This is a genomic window from Streptomyces alboflavus (assembly GCF_000716675.1).
Classification (GTDB): domain Bacteria; phylum Actinomycetota; class Actinomycetes; order Streptomycetales; family Streptomycetaceae; genus Streptomyces; species Streptomyces alboflavus.
On the sequence record NZ_JNXT01000065.1, the window covers coordinates 20,917 to 45,300 of the forward strand.

General features: G+C 73.0%; 21 protein-coding genes and 1 pseudogene. 9 read left to right on the forward strand and 13 right to left on the reverse strand.

Going from position 1 to position 24,384, the window contains the following annotated elements:
• Position 1: 1 nt before the first annotated feature.
• Positions 2 to 760, forward strand: coding sequence for a hypothetical protein (locus OO63_RS34835; RefSeq protein ID WP_051811464.1), 759 nt, complete (start codon positions 2 to 4; stop codon positions 758 to 760).
• 180 nt (positions 761 to 940) lie between these two features.
• Here the strand turns inward: OO63_RS34835 and OO63_RS34840 are convergent, their stop codons facing one another.
• From OO63_RS34840 to OO63_RS34860, 5 genes are all read right to left on the reverse strand, one after another.
• Positions 941 to 2,386, reverse strand: coding sequence for a penicillin-binding transpeptidase domain-containing protein (locus OO63_RS34840; RefSeq protein ID WP_030358870.1), 1,446 nt, complete (start codon positions 2,384 to 2,386; stop codon positions 941 to 943).
• Positions 2,387 to 2,476: 90 nt separating this feature from the next.
• Positions 2,477 to 3,142 (reverse strand): response regulator transcription factor, encoded by a 666-nt coding sequence (locus OO63_RS34845; RefSeq protein WP_030358871.1) that lies wholly within the window; start codon positions 3,140 to 3,142, stop codon positions 2,477 to 2,479.
• A gap of 64 nt (positions 3,143 to 3,206) precedes the next feature.
• Positions 3,207 to 4,544, reverse strand: a complete 1,338-nt coding sequence (locus OO63_RS34850; protein ID WP_030358889.1) for a sensor histidine kinase — start codon at positions 4,542 to 4,544, stop codon at positions 3,207 to 3,209.
• 20 nt (positions 4,545 to 4,564) lie between these two features.
• Positions 4,565 to 5,602 (reverse strand): hypothetical protein, encoded by a 1,038-nt coding sequence (locus tag OO63_RS34855; RefSeq protein ID WP_033264745.1) that lies wholly within the window; start codon positions 5,600 to 5,602, stop codon positions 4,565 to 4,567.
• A 221-nt stretch (positions 5,603 to 5,823) separates the two neighbouring features.
• On the reverse strand, positions 5,824 to 6,597 hold the full coding sequence (locus OO63_RS34860; protein WP_030358873.1) for an IclR family transcriptional regulator: 774 nt from the start codon (positions 6,595 to 6,597) through the stop codon (positions 5,824 to 5,826).
• Between the two features lie 184 nt (positions 6,598 to 6,781).
• Between OO63_RS34860 and OO63_RS34865 the strand changes: the two genes are divergently transcribed.
• Both OO63_RS34865 and OO63_RS34870 read left to right on the forward strand, forming a co-directional pair.
• Positions 6,782 to 8,323, forward strand: a complete 1,542-nt coding sequence (locus tag OO63_RS34865; RefSeq protein ID WP_030358874.1) for an aldehyde dehydrogenase (NADP(+)) — start codon at positions 6,782 to 6,784, stop codon at positions 8,321 to 8,323.
• Between the two features lie 4 nt (positions 8,324 to 8,327).
• On the forward strand, positions 8,328 to 8,954 hold the full coding sequence (locus OO63_RS34870) for a DUF1349 domain-containing protein (RefSeq protein WP_030358875.1): 627 nt from the start codon (positions 8,328 to 8,330) through the stop codon (positions 8,952 to 8,954).
• A gap of 18 nt (positions 8,955 to 8,972) precedes the next feature.
• Here OO63_RS34870 and OO63_RS34875 read toward each other — a convergent pair whose 3' ends face one another.
• Positions 8,973 to 10,094 carry a Gfo/Idh/MocA family protein gene (locus OO63_RS34875; protein WP_030358876.1) on the reverse strand — a complete coding sequence of 374 codons (1,122 nt, stop codon included), beginning with the start codon at positions 10,092 to 10,094 and terminating at the stop codon, positions 8,973 to 8,975.
• 62 nt (positions 10,095 to 10,156) lie between these two features.
• Here OO63_RS34875 and OO63_RS34880 point away from each other — a divergent pair, with 62 nt between their 5' ends.
• From OO63_RS34880 to OO63_RS41765, 3 genes and pseudogenes are all read left to right on the forward strand, one after another.
• Positions 10,157 to 10,540 carry a winged helix-turn-helix transcriptional regulator gene (locus OO63_RS34880; protein WP_030358877.1) on the forward strand — a complete coding sequence of 128 codons (384 nt, stop codon included), beginning with the start codon at positions 10,157 to 10,159 and terminating at the stop codon, positions 10,538 to 10,540.
• Positions 10,541 to 10,627: 87 nt separating this feature from the next.
• Positions 10,628 to 11,365, forward strand: a complete 738-nt coding sequence (locus OO63_RS34885; RefSeq protein ID WP_030358878.1) for a DsbA family oxidoreductase — start codon at positions 10,628 to 10,630, stop codon at positions 11,363 to 11,365.
• Positions 11,366 to 11,441: 76 nt separating this feature from the next.
• A pseudogene (locus tag OO63_RS41765) lies at positions 11,442 to 12,627 on the forward strand (aminotransferase class V-fold PLP-dependent enzyme).
• A 64-nt stretch (positions 12,628 to 12,691) separates the two neighbouring features.
• Here the strand turns inward: OO63_RS41765 and OO63_RS34895 are convergent.
• On the reverse strand, positions 12,692 to 13,234 hold the full coding sequence (locus OO63_RS34895; RefSeq protein WP_030358879.1) for a MarR family winged helix-turn-helix transcriptional regulator: 543 nt from the start codon (positions 13,232 to 13,234) through the stop codon (positions 12,692 to 12,694).
• Between the two features lie 165 nt (positions 13,235 to 13,399).
• Here OO63_RS34895 and OO63_RS34900 point away from each other — a divergent pair, with 165 nt between their 5' ends.
• Positions 13,400 to 14,470 carry an alkene reductase gene (locus OO63_RS34900; RefSeq protein WP_030358880.1) on the forward strand — a complete coding sequence of 357 codons (1,071 nt, stop codon included), beginning with the start codon at positions 13,400 to 13,402 and terminating at the stop codon, positions 14,468 to 14,470.
• Positions 14,471 to 14,545: 75 nt separating this feature from the next.
• Here the strand turns inward: OO63_RS34900 and thpD are convergent, their stop codons facing one another.
• The 5 genes from thpD to OO63_RS34925 all read right to left on the reverse strand — a co-directional run bounded on the left by thpD (position 14,546) and on the right by OO63_RS34925 (position 19,402).
• Positions 14,546 to 15,445, reverse strand: a complete 900-nt coding sequence (thpD, locus tag OO63_RS34905) for an ectoine hydroxylase (protein ID WP_030358881.1) — start codon at positions 15,443 to 15,445, stop codon at positions 14,546 to 14,548.
• Between the two features lie 64 nt (positions 15,446 to 15,509).
• On the reverse strand, positions 15,510 to 15,914 hold the full coding sequence (locus tag OO63_RS34910; RefSeq protein ID WP_030358882.1) for an ectoine synthase: 405 nt from the start codon (positions 15,912 to 15,914) through the stop codon (positions 15,510 to 15,512).
• 39 nt (positions 15,915 to 15,953) lie between these two features.
• Positions 15,954 to 17,225: a diaminobutyrate--2-oxoglutarate transaminase gene (ectB, locus tag OO63_RS34915; protein WP_030358883.1), complete on the reverse strand. Its 1,272-nt coding sequence runs from the start codon at positions 17,223 to 17,225 to the stop codon at positions 15,954 to 15,956.
• A gap of 109 nt (positions 17,226 to 17,334) precedes the next feature.
• Positions 17,335 to 17,892: a diaminobutyrate acetyltransferase gene (gene ectA, locus OO63_RS34920; protein WP_078619547.1), complete on the reverse strand. Its 558-nt coding sequence runs from the start codon at positions 17,890 to 17,892 to the stop codon at positions 17,335 to 17,337.
• A gap of 409 nt (positions 17,893 to 18,301) precedes the next feature.
• Positions 18,302 to 19,402 (reverse strand): pyridoxal-phosphate-dependent aminotransferase family protein, encoded by a 1,101-nt coding sequence (locus tag OO63_RS34925; protein WP_030358885.1) that lies wholly within the window; start codon positions 19,400 to 19,402, stop codon positions 18,302 to 18,304.
• A 144-nt stretch (positions 19,403 to 19,546) separates the two neighbouring features.
• On the opposite strand from OO63_RS34925, the gene OO63_RS34930 reads away from it, so the two are divergent.
• Positions 19,547 to 20,635, forward strand: coding sequence for an amidohydrolase family protein (locus tag OO63_RS34930; RefSeq protein ID WP_030358886.1), 1,089 nt, complete (start codon positions 19,547 to 19,549; stop codon positions 20,633 to 20,635).
• A gap of 742 nt (positions 20,636 to 21,377) precedes the next feature.
• On the opposite strand, the gene OO63_RS34935 is transcribed toward OO63_RS34930, so the two are convergent.
• Positions 21,378 to 22,832 carry an arylsulfatase gene (locus tag OO63_RS34935; protein WP_030358887.1) on the reverse strand — a complete coding sequence of 485 codons (1,455 nt, stop codon included), beginning with the start codon at positions 22,830 to 22,832 and terminating at the stop codon, positions 21,378 to 21,380.
• Positions 22,833 to 23,181: 349 nt separating this feature from the next.
• Between OO63_RS34935 and OO63_RS34940 the strand changes: the two genes are divergently transcribed.
• The gene (locus OO63_RS34940) at positions 23,182 to 24,114 is read left to right on the forward strand and encodes an SCO1860 family LAETG-anchored protein (RefSeq protein WP_030358888.1); all 933 of its coding nucleotides are present in this window, start codon (positions 23,182 to 23,184) and stop codon (positions 24,112 to 24,114) included.
• Positions 24,115 to 24,384 lie beyond the last annotated feature (270 nt).

Sequence of the window (24,384 nt, forward strand, 5' to 3'; positions counted from 1 at the left end):
GATGAGCTCGACGAACACGGCGGGGGCGGCTTCGGCGTACTGGGACGACCTCGGCGCGCGGCTGCGTGAGCTGGGGCTGCCCGCCGGGCACGTCCGGACGACCGTCGCGGACCTCGCGGCGCACCTCGCGGAGAGCGGGGGCACTGCGGAGGAGGAGTTCGGGCCGGTCGAGGAGTTCGCGCGGGAGCTGGTGCCCGGGTCGATGGGGGAGGACCCGCTTCCGGCCGCCGAGGGGGACTCGCGGGTGGAGGTGTGGCGGTGGACCGCCGACACTTTCGTCGACGAGGAATTGCTCGGCCGGTTCGGCGACGAGGGCTGGGAGATGCGGCGGGTCGACGGCCTCGGCCGGTTCGTCTGCCACCGGGACCTGGACCGCCCCCAGCGGTGGGAGTACCGGCGGGAGCTGGTCACGCGGGGCCGTGAAGGGCTCGACGAGCGGTTGGCGCCCGAGGGCTGGGAGGCCTGCGGCGACTGGGTGATCTACGCCTGGTTCAAACGCCCCCGAGCGGCGAGCCTCGGCCCCGCGGCGGAACTCTCGACGGTGCCGTCGGCACCCTCCCGCCGGCACTTCCTGAGCCGCCGCTTCTACGCGCTGCTGGGTCTCCTGGCGACCGCCCTCGCCGCGTCCGGCGTCACCGTGGCCCTCCGGGACGGCGACGCGGCCTCCGGCCTGGGCTACGTCACGGGGCTCCTGGCGGGGGCGGCGGTGCCGGTGGCGGGGTTCCTGGCGTGGCGCCGGTGGAGAAACCGCCGTCCATAGGCCGCACCGGTCCGTGCCCACCCGGCAGACCGGCGGCAGACGCCGGACGGCCTGCCGTGGCACAGGCGGCCAGAAGCCCGCGGTGGGCTGGAAACGGGATGGGGGTCCCCCCTGCTCTTTAAGAGCTTGGGGGAGGGTGGGAGAGATCCGCCGCGAAGCGGCGGCACTGAATCCGCACAGCTAGCGCAGCGCCGCCCGCATCATCGCGGCAGCGATCGGCGCCGCCAGCCCGTTCCCGCTGACCTCCGACCGCGCGGCGTCGGACGACTCCACGATCACAGCGACAGCGACCTCCTTGCCGTCACCGCCCTTGGCGTACGAGGTGAACCAGGCGTACGGCGTCTTGGAGTTGTTCTCGCCGTGCTGAGCGGTACCGGTCTTGCCGCCCACGACGGCCCCGTCGATCTTCGCGTTGGTCCCCGTGCCCTCCTCGACGACCGTCTTCATGGCGGACTGCAACCCCTCGGCGGTCCCGGCGCTCATCACCCGCTCGGAGCCCTCGTCACCGAAGTCCCGCAGCACGTTCCCGTCCGCGTCGGTCACCTTGGACACCATGTGCGGGGAGGCCAGCTCCCCGCCGTTGGAGATCGCGGCGGACACGAGCGCCATCTGCAGCGGCGTGGCGGTGACGTCGAACTGCCCGATGCCGGTGAGCGCGGTCTGTGCCTTGTCCATCCCGGACGGGTAGGAGCTCTTCGCCGCCCGCACGGGCACGTCCAGCTTGTCGGTGTTGAAGCCGAACTTCTCGGCCTGGGACTTGACCTTGTCCTGCCCGAGGTCGACGGCCATCTTGGCGAAGACGTTGTTGCAGGAGTACCGCAGGGCGGTGCGGATGGTCGCGTCCTCGCAGGGCGCGGAGGAGTTCTCGTTCTTGAGGACGGTCCGGGTCCCGGGCAGCGTGTACGGGTTGGGGCTCGCGGTCTTCTCGTCGACCGAACCGTAGAGCCCGCTCTCCAGCGCCGCCGCCGCGACGACCAGCTTGAACGTCGAGCCGGGCGGCAGCGGCTGGCGCAGCGCGCGGTTCACCATCGGCTTGTCCTCGTCTGAGGTGAGCGCCTTCCAGGCGTCGCCGTCGGTGGAACCGCTGATCCTCGACGGGTCGTAGGACGGCGTGGAGACCATGCCGAGGATCTTCCCGGTCTTCGGGTCGACGGCGACGGCCGCGCCCTTCTTGTCGCCGAGGGCCTTGTACGCGGCCTTCTGCACGGCCGGGTCGATGGTCGTGAGGACGTCACCGGGGTCGGCACGCTTGTTGGTGAGCGTGTCGAGGGGGTTCTTGAGACGGTTGTCGGTGCCGTCGAGGAGGTCCTTGTAGATGCCCTCCAGCTGGGTGGCCCCGTACACCTGTGAGCTGTAGCCGGTGACGGCGGAGTACAGCGGGCCGTCCTTGTAGGTGCGCTTGTACGCCAGGTCACCGCCCTTCGTGCGCTTCGACCCTGTGACGGCCTCCCCGCCCACGATGATGTCGCCCAGCGGGTACGCGTACTGCTCGATCGCGTTGCGCCGGTTCAGCTGGTCGTCCGCGAGTGCCTTCGAGTCGTGGAACTGCACCCAGGTCGCCCGCACAAGCAGGGCGAGTACCAGGAGCAGCACGAACACCGAGGTATGCCTGATCGTCTTGTTCATCCCACAGAAGGACGAGCACGCCTCCGCTTTCCGTTCCCCTCTTGCGGCGATGTGTCCGTTTTCTCAGGAGCTCTTCATGAAGCGTGCCGCTCACGCGCTCTTCATGAAGCCCGCCTCGTACGCCGCGATCACCGCCTGTGTGCGGTCCCGCGCCCCCGTCTTCGCGAGGACCGCCGCCACATGCGTCTTCACCGTCGCCGGGCCGACCTCCATCCGCTCGGCGATCTCCGCGTTGGTGAGCCCGGCCGCCATCAGCCGAAGGACCTCGCTCTCGCGCCCGGTGAGCCGCGTGATCCAGGGCGCCTGCGCGGTCTCGGCGCGCCCGTGCTCGGCGGCGAGCGCCCGCACGGCCGCCGGGAACAGCAGCGAGTCGCTGCGCGCGACCAGGCGCACCGCCTGCACCAGCGCCTCCGCCTCGGCCCGCTTCAGGAGGAAGCCGGACGCCCCGGCGCGCAGCGCCTCGTACACGTACGAGTCGTTCTCGAAGGTCGTGACGACGACGATGCGGGGCGGCTCGGGCATCGTCTGGAGGATCTGCTCGGTGGCACGGATGCCGTCGATCTCCGGCATGCGTACGTCCATGAGCACCACGTCGGGCCTCAGCTCGCGCACCACGGACACCGCCTCGGCGCCGGTCGCCGCCTCGCCGACGATCTCCAGGTCGGGCTCGGCGGCGAGGATGGCGCGCAGCGCGGTGCGCACCATGCGCTCGTCGTCGGCGAGGACGATGCGCAGCGGGGCGGCGGGGTCGGTCATGGGGGTCCCTTCGTGCGGGTCGTTCAGGCGGTGCGGGGCGTCCGGTTCGTCCGGGGCGTGCGGGTCATGCGGGCCCCTGCAGGGGCAGTCGTACGTGGAGTCGCCAGGTGGTGGCGGCCGCGCCGTCGGCCGGGGCGGCGGTGTCGGGCGGTCCTGTGACGGGTCCGGCCTGCGCGGTGCCGCCGAGGAGGCGGGCCCGGTCGGCGATGCCGCTGAGGCCGTGGCCGCCGCCCGGGCGGGTGGACGCGGGCCCGGCGGCGGGCAGCGGGTTCTCGGCGACGATCTCCAGGCCGGAGCCGTCCAGGGCGACGCGCAGCGTCACGACGGTGTCCGCTCCGGCGTGCTTGAGGGCGTTGCTGAGGGCCTCCTGCACGATGCGGTAGCCCTCGCGGGACACCATCGGCGGCAGCGCCTCGGCGTACCCGGAGTACCCGGACCCCGAGGTGCCGAGCACCTCGGGGCCGATGTCCGCGTCGACGCGCAGGCCGCCCGCCCGGGTGCGGTCGAGGAGCCCGGCGAGGTCGCCGCCGAGCGTGGGCGCCGGCGCCGTCGAGCCGCGTTCGCCGCCCTCGCGCAGCACGCCGAGGACGGTGTCCAGCTCGCCGACGGTCCGCCGGGTGGTCTCCTCGATGGCGGCCAGGGCCTCGCGGACGAACTCCGGGTCCCGGTCGAGCAGTTTGCGGGCCGCGCTCGCCTGGAGCGTGACGGCGCTCAGCGCGTGGCCCACCGAGTCGTGCAGCTCGCGGGCGAGCCGGTTGCGCACGGCGAGGTCGGCGGCGCGGCGCTCGGCGTCGGCGAGGCGGTCGGCGGGCGTCGGCCCGAGCAGCAGCGGCGCCCAGCGGGCGAGCAGGGCGCCCGCCCCCGCCACGCACCCGGCGAGCGCGACGAGGAACAGGGTGCCCGTGACCGGCCCGATCGCGAGCACCCAGGGCTCCCGCAGGTGCTCGGGCAGCCCGAGCCAGGAGCCCCCGAGGGCCACAAAGACCGGCAGCAGGATCTGGAAGGTCGCGAACGGCACGAGCCCGAGCGTCATCCCGCTGAGGACCCCGCCGAAGCCGAGGTGCAGCGTGAACCAGGCCACGGTGCGCCCCCGCGCGGCCCGTGACCGCGGCGGCCCGTCGGCAAGGGACGCCTCCGGCACCCCGCACAGCGCCCGCACCGCCGCCACCGACATGGGCCGAGTCAGCGGGAACAGCGCGGTGATCGCGGCGAGGGGGAGCCCGAAGGCGAACGCCAGGAGCTGGGAGGCGAACGACCCGAACATCATGTTCTCGCCGAGCAGCGGGCCGGACATCATCGACCCGACGAACACGTACGGCATGGCGAGCGCGCCGCCGAGGATCAGATGGATCCACCGCCGCCGCGCCCGCCGCCCGGCCAGGGCCGTGGCGAACCGCCGCACCCCGTCCGGGGGGAGCTGTCTCACGCGGCGCCCGTCCGCCCCGTGTTCTCGGCGCGCGAGGCCGCCCGCTCCTTGAGGAAGCGTGCCCCCATGACGGCCACGAGCGTTCCGATGATCATCTGCACAGCGTAGGACAGGAGCATCGCGGACGTGGGCCGGTCGGCGGCGTCCGTGGTGCCCGCGAACGACGTCACGAACATCCAGGCGCCCCAGCACGCCACCGCCGCCGACCCGGCGAGGGCGAGCGCGAGCGGCACCTTCACGGGCAGCGCGGGCAGCCGCCGGAACGCAAGGACCAGGGCGCCCGCCACGGCCGCGGCGAGGTAGCCGAAGTCCAGGGCGGACAGGACGTGGAAGTCGGACGTGCGCTCGTCGGCGCGCGACGCGTTCAGGCCGAGCGTCGAACCGCCCGCCCACAGCAGCCGCAGCCCGGCCGGGTACAGGGCGAGCAGCGCGGCCGTCACCGCGCACAACCGCGTCGCGCGCCCGCCCGGGCCCGCCGTCGGCAGGTCCCCCACGCGGCCCTGCCACAGGTGCCCCCACCGGTCGCGGGCGTACAGGACGAACAGCAGCCCCAGGCTGAGGCCTTGGAGGATGAACCCGCCGTACACCACCCCGAACACCCACTCGTGGAGGAAGGCGTCGCGGCCGGTGTCCTCGGCGTTGTTCACCGATCCGCCGAACGCCCGCACGGCGAGCTGCGCCGGGAACCCGGCCATGATCGGCAGGAGAAGCCCGGTCGCGGCCCACATGGGCAGGCCGAGCAGCCAGGCCGGTACGCGCCTGCCCCAGGGCCGGGTCAGGAGCAGGGCGATGACGATGACGGCGCCGTCCATGAGGACGGTGACGCTGTTGGCGACGGCCATCAGGCCGCGGTGGTCGAGGAGGGTGCTGCCCTCCGGGATGCCGATGTGGCTCCCGGCGATCCAGGCGACCTTCAGCGAGAGGTAGGGGAGGCAGGCGGCCACGGCGACGGCGCGCAGCAGCGGCCGGAGCCTGCCGGGGGCGGGGTGCGCGCCGCGGCCGGCGGCCGGGGTGGGGACGAGTGTCTGGCTCATGCCTCCACGCTCCCGCCGCGGCCCCGCCCACCACCTCCTGCCTGCCGGTGAACCGCCTCCGCCGCACGGGGGAGGGGGCACCGGCCCGCGAGGAGGGGACGGGGGAGCCGCGCGGCGGGGCGGGTGGGCCGCGCGGCGGGGCGGGTGGGCCTCAGCGCCCCCGCGTGACCGGCGTGCCGGTGGATGTCGGAGCCCGCGCGCGGCCTGTGCGCCGCTCGGCCTCAGAGCCGCCGCGTGGCCAGCGTCAGCCGGTCCCGCGCGTCGAACAGCGCGTCCTTGACCATCTGCTCGTGGGCGGGCGTGAGCCGGGCCACCGGCACCGAGCAACTGATGGCGTCGCGCGCGGGCGTGCGGTACGGGATGGCCACGCCGAAGCAGCGCAGGCCCAGGGTGTTCTCCTCGCGGTCCACGGCGAAGCCCTGCTCGCGCACCGCGTGCAGCTCCTCGATCAGCTTCTCGCGGTCGGTGATCGTGTTCTCGGTCAGCGACGGCAGCGTCTCGGGGAGCATCTTGCGGACCTGCTCGTCGGTGTGGGAGGCGAGCAGCGCCTTGCCGAGCGAGGTGGAGTGGGCGGGCAGGCGCCGGCCGACGCGCGTGAAGGGGCGCAGGTAGTGCTGGGACTGGCGGGTGGCCAGGTACACCACGTTCGTGCCGTCGAGGCGGGCGAGGTGGATCGTCTCCGTGGTGTCGTCCGAGAGCCGGTCCAGCGTCGGGCGGGCCGCGGCGACCACCTCGTCGCCGTCGATGTACGACGTGCCGACGAGCAGCGCCCGCACCCCGATGCCGTACCGCGTACCGGTCGCGTCCGTCTCGATCCAGCCCAGCTCGACCAGGGTGCGAAGCAGCATGTAGAGGCTGGACTTCGGGTACCCGACGGCCTCCTGGACGTCGGCGAGGGCGTGCATCCCGGGCCGCCCCGCGAAGAACTCCAGCAACTCCACCGTCCGCACCGCGGACTTGACCTGCGCGCCCCCGCCCGTCTCCCCAGCCGACATCGCCCTTGACCCCTCACGTCCGACAGGAAATAGTCTCCACTGTCCCCGGCGATTCATCATCGGGGACGGCGTTCAGCATATCGAACGCCCCTGGTGAGTGGCAGCAGATCCGACGCACGGTGAACGGCTCGTGACATCCGGGCCGCGGACACCGGCTCGCACGGCAACCCTGGAGGAACCCGCGGTGGCAGCAGCACCAGTCTGGAGTGTGGACCCCCGAACCGGGAAGCGGCGCGCACAGGTCGCCGCCGAGGCCACCGCGCAGGACGTCGACCACGCCGTCACGGCCGCGCACGCGGCCCGCGCCGCCCTCGCCGACCGCACCGTCCGCGCGGCCTTCCTGCGCACCGCGGCCGACCTCCTGGACGCCGCCCAGGACGACCTGGTCGCGACCGCCGACGCCGAGACGGCCCTCGGCGCCGCCCGCCTCACCGGCGAACTGGCCCGCACCCGCTACCAGTTGCGGGCCTTCGCGGACCTCGTCGACGAGGGCGCCTACCTCGGCGTCGTCATCGACCACCCCGACAGCGCCGCCACACCCCCCGTCCCCGACCTGCGCCGCTACAAGATCCCGCTCGGCGTCGTCGCCGTCTACGCCGCCTCCAACTTCCCCTTCGCCTTCTCCGTGCCCGGCGGCGACACCGCCAGCGCCCTCGCCGCGGGCTGCCCCGTCGTCGTCAAGGCGCACCCCGACCACCCCGACACCTCCGAGCGCGTCGCCGCCGTCCTGCGCGCGGCCGCCGGGCGCCACGGCCTGTCCGAGGCCGTCGTCGGCCTGGTGCACGGCTTCGACGCGGGCGTCGACCTGGTCCGCCACCCGCTGGTCGCGGCGGCGGGCTTCACCGGTTCGGTACGCGGCGGGCGCGCCCTGTTCGACGCGGCGGCCGCGCGCCCCGTGCCGATCCCCTTCCACGGCGAACTCGGCTCCCTCAACCCCGTCGTCGTCACCGAGGCCGCCGCCGCCGAGCGCGGCGAGCAGATCGGCACCGGACTCGCGGGCTCCATGACCCTCGGCACCGGCCAGTTCTGCGTGAAGCCAGGACTGGTCCTCGCCCCCGAGGGCGCGGGCGGCGACCGCCTCCTGAAGTCCCTGACGGAAGGCCTCGGCGCCACCGACGCCGGGGTGCTCCTCGACCACCGCATGCGCGACACCTTCGTCGCCGGGGTCGTCGAGCGCGCCCAACTGCCCGACGTGAGCGCCCCGGTGGCGCCCGGCGCGGCCGACGAGCACACCGTCACCGCCGGGTTCCTCACCCTCCCGGCCGCCCGCCTCACCGCCGAGGGCCCCCACGACCTGCTCCTGGAGGAGTGCTTCGGCCCGGTCACCGTCGTCGCCCGGTACGCGGACGAGGCCGAGATCTCGGCGGTGCTCGCCCGGCTCCCCGGCAACCTCACCGCGACCGTGCACCTGTCCGCCGAGGAGGCCGCGGGCGACCCGGCCACCGACGGCCGCGGCACCCGGCTCCTGGCCGAACTCACCCCGCTGGCCGGGCGCGTCCTCGTCGACGGCTGGCCCACCGGCGTCGCCGTCGCCCCCGCCCAGCAGCACGGCGGCCCCTACCCCGCCACCACCAGCACCTCCACGTCCGTCGGCGGCACCGCCATCGAGCGCTGGCTGCGCCCCGTCGCGTACCAGAACACCCCCGAGGCGCTCCTGCCGCCGGAACTCCACGACGCCAATCCCCTCGGTCTGCCGCGCCGCTACGACGGTCGCCTGGAACACTGACGGCATGAACGCCAAGCAGACCGGAAGCCTCACCCTGCCCGAACTCCCCTTCCCCTTGCGGCCGTACGGCCCCGAGGGCGACTGGGCCTACGAGAACGGCGCCCTCACCGGCTGGGCGGGACCCCGCCAGGACCGCTTCGTGCCGCCCACCGGCGAGGCCCTGGACCCGGCGTCCGACGCGCCGCGGCTGCTCGGCGCGCCCGAGGGGGACTTCCAGCTGATCGCCCGCGTCACCGTCGGCTTCGCCGCCGCGTTCGACGCGGGCGTGCTCTACCTGCACGTGGGGGAGCGCGAGTGGGCCAAGCTCTGCTTCGAGCGCTCCCCGGACCGTCCCACCATCTGCACGGTGGTCACCCGGGGCCGCTCGGACGACGCCAACGCCTTCGTCGTGGACGGCTCCAGCGTCTGGCTGCGGATCAGCCGCACGGGCACGGCGTTTGCCTTCCACGCGTCGACGGACGGCGAGCACTGGACGTTCGTCCGCATCTTCCAGCTCGGCGACGAGCAGGCCGCCGCCGCGGCGCTCGTCGGCTTCCTCGCGCAGTCGCCGCAGGGCGAGGGGTGCGTGGTGACGTTCGAGGAGATCGAGTTCCGCCCGAACTGGCCCAAGGGCCTGCGCGACGGTTCCTGAGCCGGTCCGGTCCCGCCGTCAGAGCGTGACGCGCGTCCCCGTCGCCGCGGCCCGCTCGACCGCGTCGAGCAGCCGCTGGCGCCGGGCGGCGTGCGCGAAGTCCGGCACGGCGGCGGTGCCTTCGCGCAGGTCGTGCTCGATGCGGGCGTACTGGATCCCGACGTTGTACGCGGGCTCCGCACGCAGGTCGTCCAGCTCGGGGACGTCGAAGTACCGTCCGGGGACGGGCAGTTCGGCGAGGTCGGCGTCCGTGCCGCGGGCGCCCCGCACCGTCAGCCGGGCCTGCTGCAGATGCCCGTGGTCCCCGGTCACGACCAGGTCGCCGTCCGTGCCGTTGATCTCCCAGTGGAAGTCGGTGCCGCGCGAGAGCCCGCCCCGGAAGTGCACGGAGGCGACGGCGCCGGAGGCGAGCCGCCCGCTGACCGCGACCTGGTCCGGGGCGGTCATCGGGACGGCGCGCCCGCTGCCCTCCTCCCGTACGACCGGCCGCCGGGTGGCCGTGGTCGCCGACACCTGAGTGAACTCGCCGAGCACCAGGGCCAGCGCGTCCACGGTGTGGCCGAACGGGATGGTGAGCATCGTGCCGCCGTTGTCCTTGTCCAGGAGGTAGGCGCCGCCCGGCTCGAAGGTCGGGCCCCAGCGGCGGCCCGACGCGACGAGGCTCGTGGACAGGACCTCACCGACGTATCCGTCGGCGACGAGGTCGCGCAGGTGCCGCACGGCGGGCGCCGAACGCGCCTGCAACCCGGTGAAGGTCCGCACCCCGGCGCGGGCCGCCGCCGCGGCCAGCTCCTCGGCCTCCACCACGCCGTTGCCCAGCGGCCACTCCGACAGGACGTGCTTCCCGGCCGCGAGCGCCGCCAGGATCACCTCCCGGTGCCGGGGCACGCGGACGCTCACCACGACCAGGTCCACGGCCGGGTCCGCGGCCAGCTCGGCGGCGGAGGCGTGGGCGCGGTCGATCCCGTACTTCTCGCCCGCGGCGCGGGCCGACTCCGGCGTCGACGCGGCCAGGGCGCGCAGGGCGTAGCCGGTCAGGCGGGTGAGGGCGGGGAGGTGGGAGTGAGGGGCCCAGCCGGAGCGGGCGGAGAGGCCGACGATGCCGACGCCGACGGCGGGGTTACCGGTGTTCTCGATCATGCCCGGACCGTATGTCCCGGGGCCTGATCACCCGCAAGGGCACCAACTATATTCTGGAAACCATGACAGCTCAGAGCCGCTTCACTCCGCCCTCCACGGCCGCGGAGCACCGGCACGACATCTACGGGCTGCTGTGCCCGGGCCGAGAGATCTTCGAACTGCTCGCCACCAAGTGGGTGGGCCTGGCGATCACCGCCCTGGAGGACGGCCCCCACCGCTTCGGCGAACTCCGCACCCGCCTGGAGGGCGTCAGCCCCAAGGTCCTCACCCAGACCCTGCGCCGCCTGGAGGACCACGGCCTGGTGCACCGCACGGTCTTCGCGGAGGTCCCGCCTCGCGTGGAGTACGAACTGACGCCCCTCGGCCGGAGCGCGCTGGAGCCCCTGTCCCACCTGCGCACGTGGATCCGCGCGAACACACACCGCTTCGGCAGCCGTACGGAGTGAGCCAGGCGGCGGGAATGCAAACGCCCGGCCCCGGGTTGCACAGACGCGGAGGACGTCTCCGTTTCGTACGACCCGAGGAAGAACCACATGCGCGTCGAGATCTGGAGCGACATCGCCTGCCCCTGGTGCTACGTGGGCAAGGCCCGCTTCGAGAAGGCCCTGGCGGCCTTCCCGCACCAGGACGCCGTAGAGGTGATCCACCGCTCCTTCGAGCTGGACCCGAACCGCCCGAAGGGCGACACGGCCGCCGTGATCCCGATGCTGGCGCAGAAGTACGGCATGACCGAGGACCAGGCGAAGGACGCCGAGCGCCGCCTCGGCGACAACGCGGCGGCCGAGGGCCTCGCGTACCGCACCGAGGGCCGCGACCACGGCAACACCTTCGACATGCACCGCCTCCTCCACTTCGCGAAGGAGAAGGGCGGCCAGGACGCCCAGGACCGCCTCATCGGCGCGTTCTACCGCGCCAACTTCGCCGAGGAGCGCTCGGTCTTCGACGACGACGAGCGCCTGATCGCCCTCGCGGCCGACGCGGGCCTGGACGCGGACGCGGCGCGCGCGGTCCTCGCCGACCCCGACGCGTACGCCGAAGCCGTCCGCGCGGACGAGCGCGAGGCGGCCGAGCTGGGCGCGAACGGCGTGCCGTTCTTCGTCCTCGACCGGAAGTTCGGCGTCTCCGGCGCCCAGCCCGCGGAGGTCTTCACGCAGGCCCTGGAGCAGGCGTGGGGCGCGCGTTCGCCGCTGACGGTGCTCGCCGAGGGTGCCGCTGACACCACCGACGGCGATGCCTGCGGTCCGGACGGCTGCGCGGTGCCGGGCGCCTGACCCGAGCCGGACGACATCCCCCCTGGTCGGAGGCCATGAGTAAGCGTCGCTAAGCGGTACGGGTCAGGCATCCGCAATGGACCGGGCCCGGCCGAGGCGGCACAGTGACCCCATGGAGACTTCCGGCCAGGGCCCCGTCCAGACCGTCCAGACCGCTTCGAGTCCCGCCACGACACCGGCGGCCTTCGAGAAGCTCGTACGCTCCGAGTTCACCCCCCCGCACCACCTACCTGAACAGCGCGAGCACCGGCCTCCTGCCGGGCCGCGCCGTCCGGGCGATGCACGAGGCGACCCTGTCCGTGGCGGAGGGCCGCCCCGCCGACATGTTCGCGGACGTGGAGGCCGCCCGCGCCGCCTTCGCGCGCCTGGTCGGGGTGGCGCCGAGCCGGGTCGCGGCGGGCGCGTCCGTCGCCGTGTACAGCGGCCTGGTCGCCGCCTCGCTGCCCGCGGGCGCCGAAGTCCTCACCGCCGAGGGCGACTTCAGCTCGACGGTGAACCCCTTCCACATGCGCGCCGACCTCAAGGTCCGCGCCGTCCCGCTGGAGCGGATCGCGGAGTCCGTGCGCCCGGGCACCGCCCTGGTCGCGGTTTCGGCGGCGCAGTCGGCGGACGGCCGGATCGCCGACCTGCCCGCGCTGCGCGCCGCGACCCGCGCGCACGGCGCCCGCCTCTACCTGGACGCCTCGCAGGCGACGGGCTGGCTCGACCTCGTCGAGCACATCGCCGACGTGGACTTCTTGTCGTCGGTGGCCTTCAAGTGGCTCACGTGCCCGCGGGGCGTGGCGTTCTTCGTGGTCCCCGACGGCCCCGAGGACCCCGACGCCCCCGGGGCCTTCGGCGGGGTGCCCGCGCTGCTCGCGGGCTGGGTCGCGGGCGAGCGCCCCTGGGACAGCTGCTACGGCCCGGTCACCGAGCTCGCCCGCTCCGCGCGGCGGTTCGACGAGAGCCCGAGCCTGTTCGCGTACGCGGGCGCGCGGCACTCCCTCGCCGTGATCGAGGAGCTGGGTGTGGCCGCGATCCGCGCCCACGACCTGGCGCTCGCGGACCGCTTCCGGAGCGGCCTCGCGGCGCGCGGCCACGAGCCGGTGGCCGCGCCGGGCTCGCCCATCGTGTCGGTGCCCGGACTCGGCGTCCGCCAGGCCGAGTTGAGCGCCGCGGGCATCGAGGTGTCGGACCGCGCGGGGCAGTTGCGGGCGGCCTTCCACCTGTACAACACGGAGGCCGACGTGGACCGGCTCCTGGAGGCTCTGGGCGACAGCTGAGGAGCCGGGGCGGGCCGCACGGCCGGGGCGGGGCCGAGGCCGCGCCGCCCCGGAAAGCCCCGCCCTACCTGCGCAGCGCCGCCCGCCGCGCCGCCTCTTCCGGGCAGTCCGCCGTCTCCACGCAGAGGTTGGTCTCGACCCGGCCGAGCAGCCGGGCCAGCTCCGCCCGCTCGGCGGGGTCGAGCCCGGCGAGGGTGTGGTCCTCCAAGTCGCCCCAGGAGCGCCGTACTTCGGTGAGCAGGCCGCAGCTGGCGTCGGTCGCCTCCACGAGCACGGCCCGGCGGTCGTCCGGGTCGGGGCGCCGCCGTACGTGCCCGGCCTGCTCCAGGCGCTGGAGCATCTTGGTGACCGTCGACGGGTCGAGGTCGACGGCCTTGATGAGGTCGGACTGGCGCACCGGGCCCGCGTCCCACAGGTGCATCATCACGAATTCCTGGCCGGGGTAGAGGCCGAGGCCCTTCAGGACCTTGCCCGCCGCGATCCGGTGCAGCCGGGCCACCCGGCTGATCGTCATGCTGACCGGCCCGTCCTGGGCGGCCAGAGGCAGCCGCTCGCTACACGCGGGGTCGGCCTGCGCGGCCCCCGCCGTCCCTGTCTCGGCCTTCATCGCAGCTCCTGCCCTTCGCCGGCCCGGCCCTGTCCGCCGTCGCCATCCTCCACCAGTGTCGTCCTGGTTCCCCTCCGAGATTAACTTGGTCGGCCAAGGAATGCGCTACAGTGGCTCTCGGTTGAATTACTTGGCCGACCAATCTTCGTACGCCCTGGAGCTGTGATGACCACCGCATTCGACCCGATCGACCTGCACGGCGTGTCCCTCGCGAACCGCATCGCCCTGGCGCCCATGACCCGCAGCCGGGCGGGCGCGGGCGGCGTCCCCACCGACCTCGTCGTCGAGTACTACGCCCAGCGCGCGAGCGCGGGCCTCGTGATCACCGAAGGCGTGCAGCCCTCCCTGGTGGGCCAGGGCTACCCGGACACCCCGGGCCTGCACAGCGCCGAGCAGGTCGAGGGCTGGCGCAAGGTCACCGACGCCGTGCACGCCAAGGGCGGCCGGATCTTCGCCCAGCTCATGCACGCGGGCCGCATCGGCCACCCCTCGCTGCTCCCGGACGGCCTGATCAACGTCGGCCCCTCGCCGATCGCCGCAGCCGGGCAGGTCTACACGCACGAGGGACCGAAGGACTTCATCACGCCCCGCGAGCTGTCCGGGGACGAGGTGCGCGCCACCATCGGCGAGTTCGTCGAGGCCGCCCGCAACGCGATCGACGCGGGCTTCGACGGCGTCGAGCTGCACGGCGCCAACGGCTATCTGATCCACCAGTTCCTCGCGCCGGGCTCCAACCAGCGCGACGACGAGTGGGGCGGCTCCCCGGAGAAGCGCATCCGCTTCGCCGTCGAGGTGTCCCGCGCCGTCGCGGCCGAGATCGGCGCCGCGCGCACGGCCATCCGCCTGTCGCCCGGCAATGAGCTCAACGGCATCCACGAGCCCGACCCGGACGAGGCCTACATCGCCCTCGCGAAGGAGCTCGGCGCCCTGAACCTGGCGTACGTGCACGTCATGGAGGTCGGCCCGATCCGCGACCTGGTCCAGCGGGTGCGCAAGGAGTTCGGTGGCGTGTTCATCCTGAACCCCTCGACCGAGGAGCCCACGGGACCCGACGACCTGGGCCTGATCGAGGACGGCACCGCCGACATCGTGTCCTTCGGCGCCCTGTTCCTCGCCAACCCGGACCTGCCCGCGCGCCTGAAGGCGGGCGGCCCGTACAACACGCCCGACAAGGCGACGTTCTTCGGCGGCGACGCCACGGGCTACACGGACTACCCGGCGCTGCCGACGGCGTAGCCGACCCGGAGCACACGCGCATGAGTCGGCCCGGCATCCTGTGGGATGCCGGGCCGACTCATGTGTGAGGCACGGTCACTTCACCGGCGTGAAGTCCCGCGCCCCGATGTACTCGGGCCGCCGCACCGGCGCCGCGAACGGCTCGACCGCGGTGTTCTCCACGCTGTTGAAGACGAGGAAGACGTTCGAGCGCGGGTAGGGCGTGATGTTGTCGCCGGAGCCGTGCATGGCGTTGCAGTCGAACCAGGTCGCCGAGCCCGCCTCGCCGGTGAACAGACGGATGCCGTACTCCCCGGCGAGCTTGGTCAGCGCCTCGTCGGACGGCGTGCCCGCGTCCTGCATCTGCAGGGACTTCTTGTAGTTGTCCCGCGGCGTCTCGCCCGCGCAGCCGAGGAACGTCCGGTGCGAGCCGGGCATGATCATGAGCCCGCCGTTGGTGTCGTGGTTCTTGGTGAGCGCGATCGACACCGACACGGTCCGCATGTTCGCGAGGCCGTCCTCCGCGTGCCAGGTCTCGAAGTCCGAGTGCCAGTAGAAGCCCGACGCCCCGAACCCCGGCTTGACGTTGATCCGGGACTGGTGGACGTACACGTCGGAGCCGAGGATCTGGCGGGCCCTGCCGACCACGCGCGGGTCGGCGGCGAGGCGGGCGAAGACCTCGCTGATCCGGTGCACCTCGAAGATGGACCGGACCTCCTGGGAGCGCGGCTCGACGATGGAGCGCTCGTCCGCGCGCATCACCGGGTCGCTCACGAGCCGCTCCAACTCCGCGTGGTACTCCGTGACTTCCGCGGGAGTGAGCAGCTGCTCGACGGCCCGGAAGCCGTCACGTTCGAACCCCGCCAGGTCCTCGCCGGTGAAGGGCCCCGGCGTACCCGGCGTGGACCACACCACGGGGTCCTTGCGCTCGATGAGGACCTCTTCGGCGCCTCGGGTCGGGTACAGGTCGGCGGTGCGTCCGGGTGCGGTGGTCATGGTGTTGCCTGCCTCTCCTCTCTCGTACGGCCCTGTGCGGGATTGCCTTGCCGCAGCGTGCGGTTCAGACCGTCTCCGGCTCCGTGAGCAGCGGGTACACGCCGTTCTCGTCGTGGTCCTCGCGGCCCGTCACCGGCGGGTTGAACACGCACAGGCAGCGGAAGTCCTTCTTGATGCGCATGGTGTGCTTCTCGTGCCCGTCGAGCAGATACATCGTTCCCGGCGTGATGGTGAACTTCTCGCCGGTCTCGTCGTTGGTCAGCTCGGCCTCGCCCTCGGTGCAGACGACGGCCTCGATGTGGTTGGCGTACCACATGGAGGTCTCCGTACCGGCGTAGAGCACGGTCTCGTGCAGCGAGAAGCCGACGCGCTCCTTGGCGAGCACGATGCGCTTGCTCTCCCAGGTGCCCGACGCGGCCTTGACGTGCCGGTCGGTGCCTTCAATGTCCTTGAACGAGCGGACGATCACGGTGAGTCGTTTCCTTGTCTGTGCGTGCGGTGTGCGTGGTCAGGCGGTCTCGCGGACCGCGCGGGCGAGCGTGCGCAGGCCCTCGTCGAGCTCCTCGGCCGTGATGGTGAGGGCCGGGAGCAGCTTGACGACCTCGCTCTCGGGTCCCGATGTCTCGATGAGCAGGCCGAGCTCGAAGGCGCGCTTGGCGATGGCGCCCGCGCGCGGCTTGTCACGGAACTCGATGCCCCAGACCAGGCCGCGGCCGCGGTACTCCACGATGGCGTCGCCGTTCTCGTCGGCGATCGCGACCAGGGCCTGCTCGATCTGCTCACCGCGGGCCTGGGTCTGCTTCTCCATGGCCGAGCCGTCGGCCCAGTACGTCTCCAGGGCGGCGGCCGCCGTGACGAACGCCGGGTTGTTGCCGCGGAAGGTGCCGTTGTGCTCGCCCGGCTCCCACACGTCAAGCTCGGGCTTGAACAGGCAGAGCGACATGGGCAGGCCGTAGCCGCTGATGGACTTGGACACCGTCACGATGTCCGGCACGATGCCCGCCTCCTCGAAGGAGAAGAAGGGGCCGGTGCGGCCGCAGCCCATCTGGATGTCGTCGACGATCAGCAGCATGTCCCAGCGCTTGCAGACGTCGGCGAGCTGCCGCAGCCACTCGGCGCGCGCGACATTGATGCCGCCCTCGCCCTGGACCGTCTCCACGATCACGGCGGCGGGCTGGTTCAGGCCCGACCCTGAGTCCTCCAGGAGGCGCTCGAACCAGATGAAGTCGGGGGTGCGCCCGTCCAGGTAGTTGTCGAACGGCATCGGCGTGCCGTGCACCAGCGGGATGCCCGCGCCCGCCCGCTTGAAGGCGTTGCCGGTCACCGCGAGCGAGCCGAGCGACATGCCGTGGAAGGCGTTGGTGAAGGACACGATCGACTCGCGGCCCTTGACCTTGCGGGCCAGCTTCAGCGCGGACTCCACCGCGTTGGTGCCCGTCGGGCCCGGGAACATGACCTTGTACGGCAGGTCGCGCGGGCGCAGGATGACGTTCTGGAACGTCTCGAGGAAGGCGCGCTTGGCGGTCGTCGACATGTCGAGGCCGTGGGTGACGCCGTCCCGCTCGATGTAGTCGATCAGGGCGCGTTTCAGCACGGGGTTGTTGTGGCCGTAGTTGAGCGAGCCGGCCCCCGCGAAGAAGTCGAGGTACTCATGACCGTCCTCGTCGAACATGCGGCTGCCCTGCGCGCGGTCGAAGACAGTGGGCCAACCGCGGCAGTAGCTGCGCACCTCCGACTCCAGGGTCTCGAAGACGCTCAGGTCGGGCTGGGTGATGGTCACAGCGGATCTCCTGGGAGATGGATTGATCGTGAGGGGCTTGAGTGGACTGGGATCGTGCCGGGGGCATGTGACGGTGCGTCGGGCCTCCGGCGGCGCGGCTGCCGGCCGGTCAGCGGAACAGTGGGGCGATGTCGTACAGGACCTCGGGCTCGTGCCCGCCGTCGTCGCCGGGAAACAGGGCCGCGTCGAACAGCACGGTCCGCTCGACGCGGGCGCCGTGGCGCTCGGCGAACGAGGTGAACAGGCGCTCGGAGGCGGTGTTGCCCGGGGAGATGGTCGTCTCCAGGGCGTCGAACCCGGGGCGGGCGGCGACCTTCGCGGCGAGCCCGTCGAGCAGCGCACCGGCGAGGCCGCGGCCACGCTGCGCGTGGTCGACGGCCACCTGCCAGACCACCAGGGTGCGCGGCTTGTCGGGGCGGAGGTAGCCGGTCATGAACCCGACGGGCTCGCCGCCCGCGTCCCTGGCCACGACGGAGGTCGCCGCGAAGTCGCGGCACCACAGCAGGTAGCTGTACGAGGAGTTCAGGTCGAGGACCTTCGAGTCGCGGGCGATCCGCCAGATCGCGGCGCCGTCGGCGACGTCGGGGCTGTCGAGCCGCAGGCCCTCGGGCATTTCTCGGAATTTCGCTTGCAGGTCGGTCGGTAGATCGGCTTGTGCAGCGGTCATGCGGATTGAATTTACCGAGCAATTTCTGGGATTGCATCGGGGGAAGGGGTTACGCGCGGCGCTTCCATGTGTTATCACGCAGGCGCGGGCGCCCGCACGAAAAGCCAGGGTTTTGTGGCGGTATTGCCTGATTTATTTCCGACAAAACGGGCTTGCTGTGGAGTGCGTCACAGTGGCGTAATCCCGATGAGACGTGCCCGAATTACGGCGCTTGGTGCTGGCGAAACCTTAGTGTTTAGGGTCTCGGAAACCGGGCAGAAGAATACGGGAAGCTGCACTCATAAAGAATTCATGAAAGCGCACGGGGTAATTGCCCTGGAGCGCTTTATCGCGGTGCGTGAATCGCGATTCCCGGCGGTGCCGGACGGGCCGTCCCGGAGGGAAGAGCCCGACCGGCGCTCACCCAGGCCTACGCCCAGATCTCCGTGACGGCACGCCGGGCCGCCTCCAGGTCAACGCCGAGTCCCGCCTCACCCATCGCCGCACCGAGCGCCGCAAGGGACGCGTGCACCACGCCCCGCGTCGCGTCCGGGCCGTAGTGGTTGACCCGGATCATCTCCTTGGCCAGCGCGCCCCCGCCCGCCACCAGCGGAAGCACCGGGTCGGCCGCCAGCGCCCGCGCCACCAGGTCGGAGGCGTCCACGCCCCGCGGCGCCCGCAGCGTCGTCGCGACCGGCGCGGCGTCCGCGGCCTCGTACACGTACGGCTCCAGACCGCCGCCGAGCGCGAGGGCGCCCGCGCGCGTCGCCGTCGCCGCCGTCGCGTGCCGCACCGTCAGCGCGGCCAGGCCCTCCGCCTCGATGCGCTCCACACACGCCTCCAGGGCCAGCATCTCCAGCTGCGCCGGGGCGTGCAGAAGCGCCTTGCGGCCGCCGTCGATCCACCGCTCCTTCCAGTCCAGGAGGGAGAGGTACGAGCGGCGCGGGGCCTCGGGGTTGGCGGCCATGCGCTGCCAGGCGCGCTCGCTCACCGACACCGCCGACACACCCGCGGGACCGCCCATGGCCTTCTGCGCGCCGATCACGCACAGGTCCACGCCCCACGCGTCAGGGAGCAGCGGCTCGGCGGCCACCGACGCCACCGCGTCCAGCATGAACAGCGCGCCGTGCGCCCGTACGACCTCCCCGATCTCCGCCACCGGATTGGTGTTGCCGGTCGCCGCCTCCGCGTGCACCAGGGACACGAAGTCGATGTCCGGGTGCTCCGCGAAGGCCGCCTCGACCTGCGCGGCCGTCACGGCGGTGTGGAACGGCACCGCGAGGTCCACGACGCTCGCGCCGCAGTCCCGCAGCCAGTTCCCGAAGGTCTGCCCGTACGGACCGGTGATCACGTTCAGGGCCTTCGTGCCGGGCCGGGCGGCGCCCCTGATGCAGCCCTCCAGGGGCAGCAGCGCCTCGCCCTGCATGATCACGACGTCCTGCTCGGTGTCCAGGAGCCGGGCCACCCGGTCCTCGATGGCGGCGAAATGCGCGGCGCCGAGCGGCGCCAGGTCAAGGAAGGGGTGGGTCACGCTGCTGCTCGCTTCGGTAACGGGGTCTCTACGGCGGGTCGGTGAGGCGGCCGCGGGGCTCGGCCCCCGGTCTCTCGCCGTCGAGCGTACCCACCGCCCCCGTCAGCCCTGTCGCCTCCCACGCTGCTGTCTAAGCTGACGCACATGAGCGAACGCGCGGTGCTGCACGTGAAGGGGCGGGTGCTCGTAGGGCCCGAGGACGTACGCGACGAGCTGTGGGTGGTCGGCGGGCGGGTGACCTACCGGCGGCCCGCCGCCGGGGACGTGCTCACCGTCCGGGGGTGGGCGCTGCCCGGCCTCGTCGACGCGCACTGCCACGTCGGCCTCGACGCCCACGGGCCCGTCGCGCCGGACGTCGCCGAGAAGCAGGCCCTCACCGACCGCGACGCGGGCGCCCTGCTCCTGCGCGACGCGGGCTCGCCCTCCGACACCCGCTGGATCGACGACCGCGAGGACCTGCCGAAGATCATCCGGGCCGGGCGGCACATCGCGCGGACCCGGCGCTACATCCGCAACTACGCCCACGAGATCGAGCCCGACGACCTCGTCGCCTACGTCGCCCGTGAGGCGCGGCGCGGTGACGGGTGGGTCAAGCTCGTCGGTGACTGGATCGACCGTGACGCCGGGGACCTCACCGCCTGCTGGCCGCGTGGTGCCGTCGAGGCCGCCATCGCCGAGGCCCATCGGCTCGGGGCCCGGGTCACCGCCCACTGCTTCGCCGAGGACTCCCTCCGGGATCTCGTCGAGGCCGGCATCGACTGCGTCGAGCACGCCACCGGGCTCACCGATGACACCATCCCCCTCTTCGCCTCCCGCGGTGTCGCCATCGTGCCCACCCTCGTCAACATCGCGACCTTCCCGCGCCTCGCCGACGGTGGCGAGGCGAAGTTTCCCCGCTGGTCCGCCCATATGCGGCGGCTCCACGCCCGCCGCTACGACACCGTCCGTGCCGCCTACGACGCCGGAGTCCCCGTCTACGCCGGCACCGACGCCGGCGGGGCCCTCGCCCACGGCCTCATCGCCGGGGAGGTCGCCGAGCTCACCAAGGCCGGGATTCCGGCCGTCGAGGCGCTGTCCTCCGCCGTGTGGCGTGCGCGGGCCTGGCTGGGGCGCCCCGGGCTCGTCGAGGGCGCTCCGGCGGACCTCGTCGTGTACGCGGACGATCCCCGGGCCGACGTCCGGGTCCTCGCCGCGCCCTCCGCGGTGGTGGTGAACGGGCGGGTGGTGGGCTGAGGCGGCGCCCTGCCGGGGGCTCCCCAACCCCACCCCTTCCCGAACCCGGGGCTCCGCCCCGGACCCCGTATCGACGCTCCGCGCCTCGTCCTCAAACGCCGGACGGGCTGGAAGGGGTGGGGGTTCCGTGCGGGTGGGACGGGCCCCCGCCGAAGTCGGCGCTGCGCGCCTCGTCCTCAAGCGCCGGACGGGCTGGAAATAGCGCCGGGGTGGGCTGGAGGGCTCCCTGGGTGGGCGGGGAATGTCGCCGGGGTGGTCGGGGAACGTCGCCGGGGTGGTCGGAAACTTCCCCGGGGTGGTCGGAAACTTCCCTGGGGTGGGCGGAGACGTCCCCGGGGCGGTCGGAACCTCTCCGGGGTGGGGGAGAAGTCCCCCGGGTGGTCGGAAACTTCTCCGGAGTGGGCGGGAACTTCCCCTGGGCGGGCGGGAACGTCGCCGGGACGGCCGGGAGCATCCCGGGGCGGTCGGGAGCATCCCGGGGGTGGGCGGAAGCATCCCGGGTCGGCCGGGACATCCGGGGGTGGCCGGGAGCATCGCGGAGCGGCGGGAGCATCCGGGGGTGGCCGGGAACATCCCGGGTCGGCCGGGAGTATCCGGGGCCGGGTGGGAGCATCCAGAGGTGGGCGGGAAGTGTGGGGGCCTGAGGGTGCCGGGCTGTTGGTTAGTCGGGGGGAGTTGGGGCGGGTGGGTGGGGGAGAGCCCCTCCGGCGTTTGAGGAGCGGGGTCTGGGGCGGAGCCCCAGTTACGGGAAGGGGCGGGGTTGGGGAGCCTCCGGCAGGACCTCCAACGGCGGGCGGCCCGGGACCAGGGTGCCGTCCGTGACGTAGCCCTCGGGGCGGCCGCTGAGTTCGGCGGTGAGGCGGGCTCGCCAGAGGGCCGCCGAGTCCGGGCGGGAGAGGGCCAGGTCACGGCGCTCCTGGGGATCGGAGGCCAGGTCGAAGAGCTGCTCGCGGCCGCTGCCGGAGAACCACACGTACTTCTCGCCCCCGTCGGTGACCCACTGCATGGACTCCCCGAAGAGGGCATGCTCGCCGTGCAGCCAGGGCCGGGGCGAGGGAAGAGGCTCACCCCGAGCCGCGGGAAGCAGGCTGTACCCGTCGAGACCGCCCGGCACGGGAAGACCCGCACAGTCGAGCAACGTCGGCATGACGTCCCGCAGTTCGGCGAGGGAGTCGGGGACGACCCCGCCGGGGGGCAGCGCGCCGGGCGGCCCGGCGAGCAGCAGGGGCACCCGGGCGGACCCCTCGTACGGATAGGCCTTCCGCCACAGCCGGTGCTCACCGAGCATCTCGCCGTGGTCGGAGGTGAAGCACACCCACGTGTCGTCCCCGAGCCCGAACTCGGCGAGCACGGTGAGGAAGCGCTGGATCTGCTGGTCGATGTGGGCCATGTGGCCGTAGTAGCCGGCGCGGGCGCGCCGGACGGTCTCGGCGTCGTACGTCGCGTAGTTGGCGTCGGCCCGGCTGTCGTCGCGCCAGTGGGCGAGGGAGTCGGCCCAGTCGCCCACGACGGGATCCTCCTGGGGCACGCCGAGGAACTGCTCGAAGGCCCAGGCGGGCGGATCGTAGGGCGGATGGGGCCGGTGGAAGGAGAGGTGGAGGAGGAAGGGCGAGGTGACGTCGCGGCGGTAGAGGAAGTCGACGGCCTCGGTCACCACCCAGTTGGTGGGGTGCAGCGGCTCGGCCCGGGGCCAGGGGCGGGCCACGACGCTGTTGCAGTCGAGGCCGGTGTCGGCGTAGTCGGCGCCGGCGTGCTCGCCGGGCTGCCGTTCGAGCCAGGACAGGTAGTCGTCGTGGAAGCGCGGGTCGACCCGCCGGTCCCGGGCGGCGTGCAGGTACCCGTCGTGCAGGGTCACTTCGTCGAACCCGATGCGGTTGCGCTCCGGGAAAGCGTGCAACTTGCCGATGGCACGCGTCTGGTACCCGTGCCGCCCGAACTCGGAGGCCAGCGTGACCGGGTACTCCCACGGCACGCCGTCCCGGTAGCCGGTGCGGCGGTGCGAGGTCTGCGCGAGTCCGGTGTGCAGGGCGGCGCGGGCCGGGATGCACGACGGCACCGCGGAGTACGCCTTGGCGAACCGGGCGCCCCGCCCCGCCAGTTGGTCCAGGTACGGCGTGCGGACCACGGGGTGCCCGGCGGCGGACAGGCAGTCGCCGCGCCACTGGTCTGCGGTGATCAGGACGACGTTGCGAGGCATGCGGCTCCTGTTGACGGAGGGTGACGCGACGGGGTCCGGCTCGTTGTACGTAACTTTGCCCCGGCCCCGGCTGTCAACGTGCCGATCACGCTTGTCACCGGCACGTGCGGGATGCGAGAGGCCTGAGGGAACGCCCGTGCCGACGGATTCGAATACATCGGCGGAAACCTCTCCTTGGGGTGAACTCACGCCGCGTTGCTGACTGTTCACTCTCAGTGCGTAAAGATTCCGGGAGTCGGGAGGGCGCCGCCAGGCGCATTCCCGGCGTCCCTGGTGCCGCGCGCACGCGATGTCCCCGTGTGGCGTGCGCGGTCGGTACTTCCGTGACTCAAGTGAGGGTTCCACCACCTTGACCAGCAACGCCTTCCGCAGACTGCCCGGGCGCCGCATCGGCGCGCTCACCGCCGCCACCGTCGTCGCCGCGGCCCTCGCCACCGCGGGCACCGCGCACGCCACCGACGACCACCGCGGCGGCCGCGCCGACGCCGTCGTCCTGCGCACCGGCCTCAACGTCTCCCTGCTCAACAAGACCGTGAACCTCCCGCTGAACGCCGTCCTCAACGAGGTGTCCGCGCCCGCGAGCGCCCAGAAGACCGCGCTCACCGTGAAGCTGGACGGCGTCGACGGGGGCCGTCCCGTCAGCGTGCTGCGCGCGGACGTCGCGACCGCGCGCGCCACCGTGAAGGGCGGCACGGCCCAGGGCTACAGCAACATCGCCCGCGCGAAGGTGCACCTGCCCGGCCTGCCCGTGCTGCCCCTCGTCGAGGTCGACCAGGTGACCTCCAAGGCCCTGTGCGTGTCCGGCAAGCGGCCCGTCGCCGAGTCCAAGCTGCTCGGCGGGGTCACCGTGCTCGGCAAGCGCGTCGCCGTAAAGGCCTCTGGCACCACCCAGGTGTCCGTCCCCGGCGTCGGCGACGTCCGCCTCGACCTGTCATCGGCCCGCACCACGTCCCGTACGGCCGCCGCGGTCGCCCTGCGGCTCAAGGTGTCCGTCGACCCGCTGAAGCTCGGCGTCGCGGCTGTCGACGGCACGGTCACCCTGGCCGGCGCCAACTGCACCACCCCCGGTCCCGGGCCCAAGCCCCTGCCCGAGCCGCAGAAGGCCGACCCCGCTCCCCAGGGCAAGCCCGCCCAGCCGGTCGCCGCCAAGAAGGAGGCCCCCGACGACAACCTCGCCGAGACCGGGGGCAGTTCCTCCACCCCGTACGTGGCCGGGGGAGCGGCAGCCCTGGTCCTCGTCGGGGGCGGCGCCCTGGTCGTGACGCGCCGCCGCCGAGGCTGAGGCCGGGTCCCTGCCGGGGGCTCCCCAATCCCACCCCTTCCCGAAACTGGGGGCGCTGCCCCCAGACCCCCGCTCCTCAAACGCCGGAGGGGCTATATATCTCGCCGCTGCGGCAAGGTTTCAGCCCGCCCCGGCAAGGTTTTAGCCCGTCCGGCGATTGAGGACGAGGCGCGGAGCGCCGATCAGCGGGGGTCCGGGGGCGCGGCCCCCGGTTTCGGGAAGGGGTGGGATTGGGGAAAGCCCCGCAGGGCCCACCCACCCCCTCACTCC

What these genes read in the sequence shown, in the direction of transcription:
- OO63_RS34835 (WP_051811464.1), top strand. Translation starts at nt 2, where the DNA reads ATGAGCTCGACGAACACGGCGGGGGCGGCTTCGGCGTACTGGGACGAC.
- OO63_RS34840 (WP_030358870.1), bottom strand. Translation starts at nt 2,386, where the DNA reads ATGAACAAGACGATCAGGCATACCTCGGTGTTCGTGCTGCTCCTGGTA.
- OO63_RS34845 (WP_030358871.1), bottom strand. Translation starts at nt 3,142, where the DNA reads ATGACCGACCCCGCCGCCCCGCTGCGCATCGTCCTCGCCGACGACGAG.
- OO63_RS34855 (WP_033264745.1), bottom strand. Translation starts at nt 5,602, where the DNA reads ATGAGCCAGACACTCGTCCCCACCCCGGCCGCCGGCCGCGGCGCGCAC.
- OO63_RS34860 (WP_030358873.1), bottom strand. Translation starts at nt 6,597, where the DNA reads ATGTCGGCTGGGGAGACGGGCGGGGGCGCGCAGGTCAAGTCCGCGGTG.
- OO63_RS34870 (WP_030358875.1), top strand. Translation starts at nt 8,328, where the DNA reads ATGAACGCCAAGCAGACCGGAAGCCTCACCCTGCCCGAACTCCCCTTC.
- OO63_RS34875 (WP_030358876.1), bottom strand. Translation starts at nt 10,094, where the DNA reads ATGATCGAGAACACCGGTAACCCCGCCGTCGGCGTCGGCATCGTCGGC.
- OO63_RS34880 (WP_030358877.1), top strand. Translation starts at nt 10,157, where the DNA reads ATGACAGCTCAGAGCCGCTTCACTCCGCCCTCCACGGCCGCGGAGCAC.
- OO63_RS34885 (WP_030358878.1), top strand. Translation starts at nt 10,628, where the DNA reads ATGCGCGTCGAGATCTGGAGCGACATCGCCTGCCCCTGGTGCTACGTG.
- OO63_RS34895 (WP_030358879.1), bottom strand. Translation starts at nt 13,234, where the DNA reads ATGAAGGCCGAGACAGGGACGGCGGGGGCCGCGCAGGCCGACCCCGCG.
- OO63_RS34900 (WP_030358880.1), top strand. Translation starts at nt 13,400, where the DNA reads ATGACCACCGCATTCGACCCGATCGACCTGCACGGCGTGTCCCTCGCG.
- thpD (WP_030358881.1), bottom strand. Translation starts at nt 15,445, where the DNA reads ATGACCACCGCACCCGGACGCACCGCCGACCTGTACCCGACCCGAGGC.
- ectA (WP_078619547.1), bottom strand. Translation starts at nt 17,892, where the DNA reads ATGACCGCTGCACAAGCCGATCTACCGACCGACCTGCAAGCGAAATTC.
- OO63_RS34930 (WP_030358886.1), top strand. Translation starts at nt 19,547, where the DNA reads ATGAGCGAACGCGCGGTGCTGCACGTGAAGGGGCGGGTGCTCGTAGGG.
- OO63_RS34935 (WP_030358887.1), bottom strand. Translation starts at nt 22,832, where the DNA reads ATGCCTCGCAACGTCGTCCTGATCACCGCAGACCAGTGGCGCGGCGAC.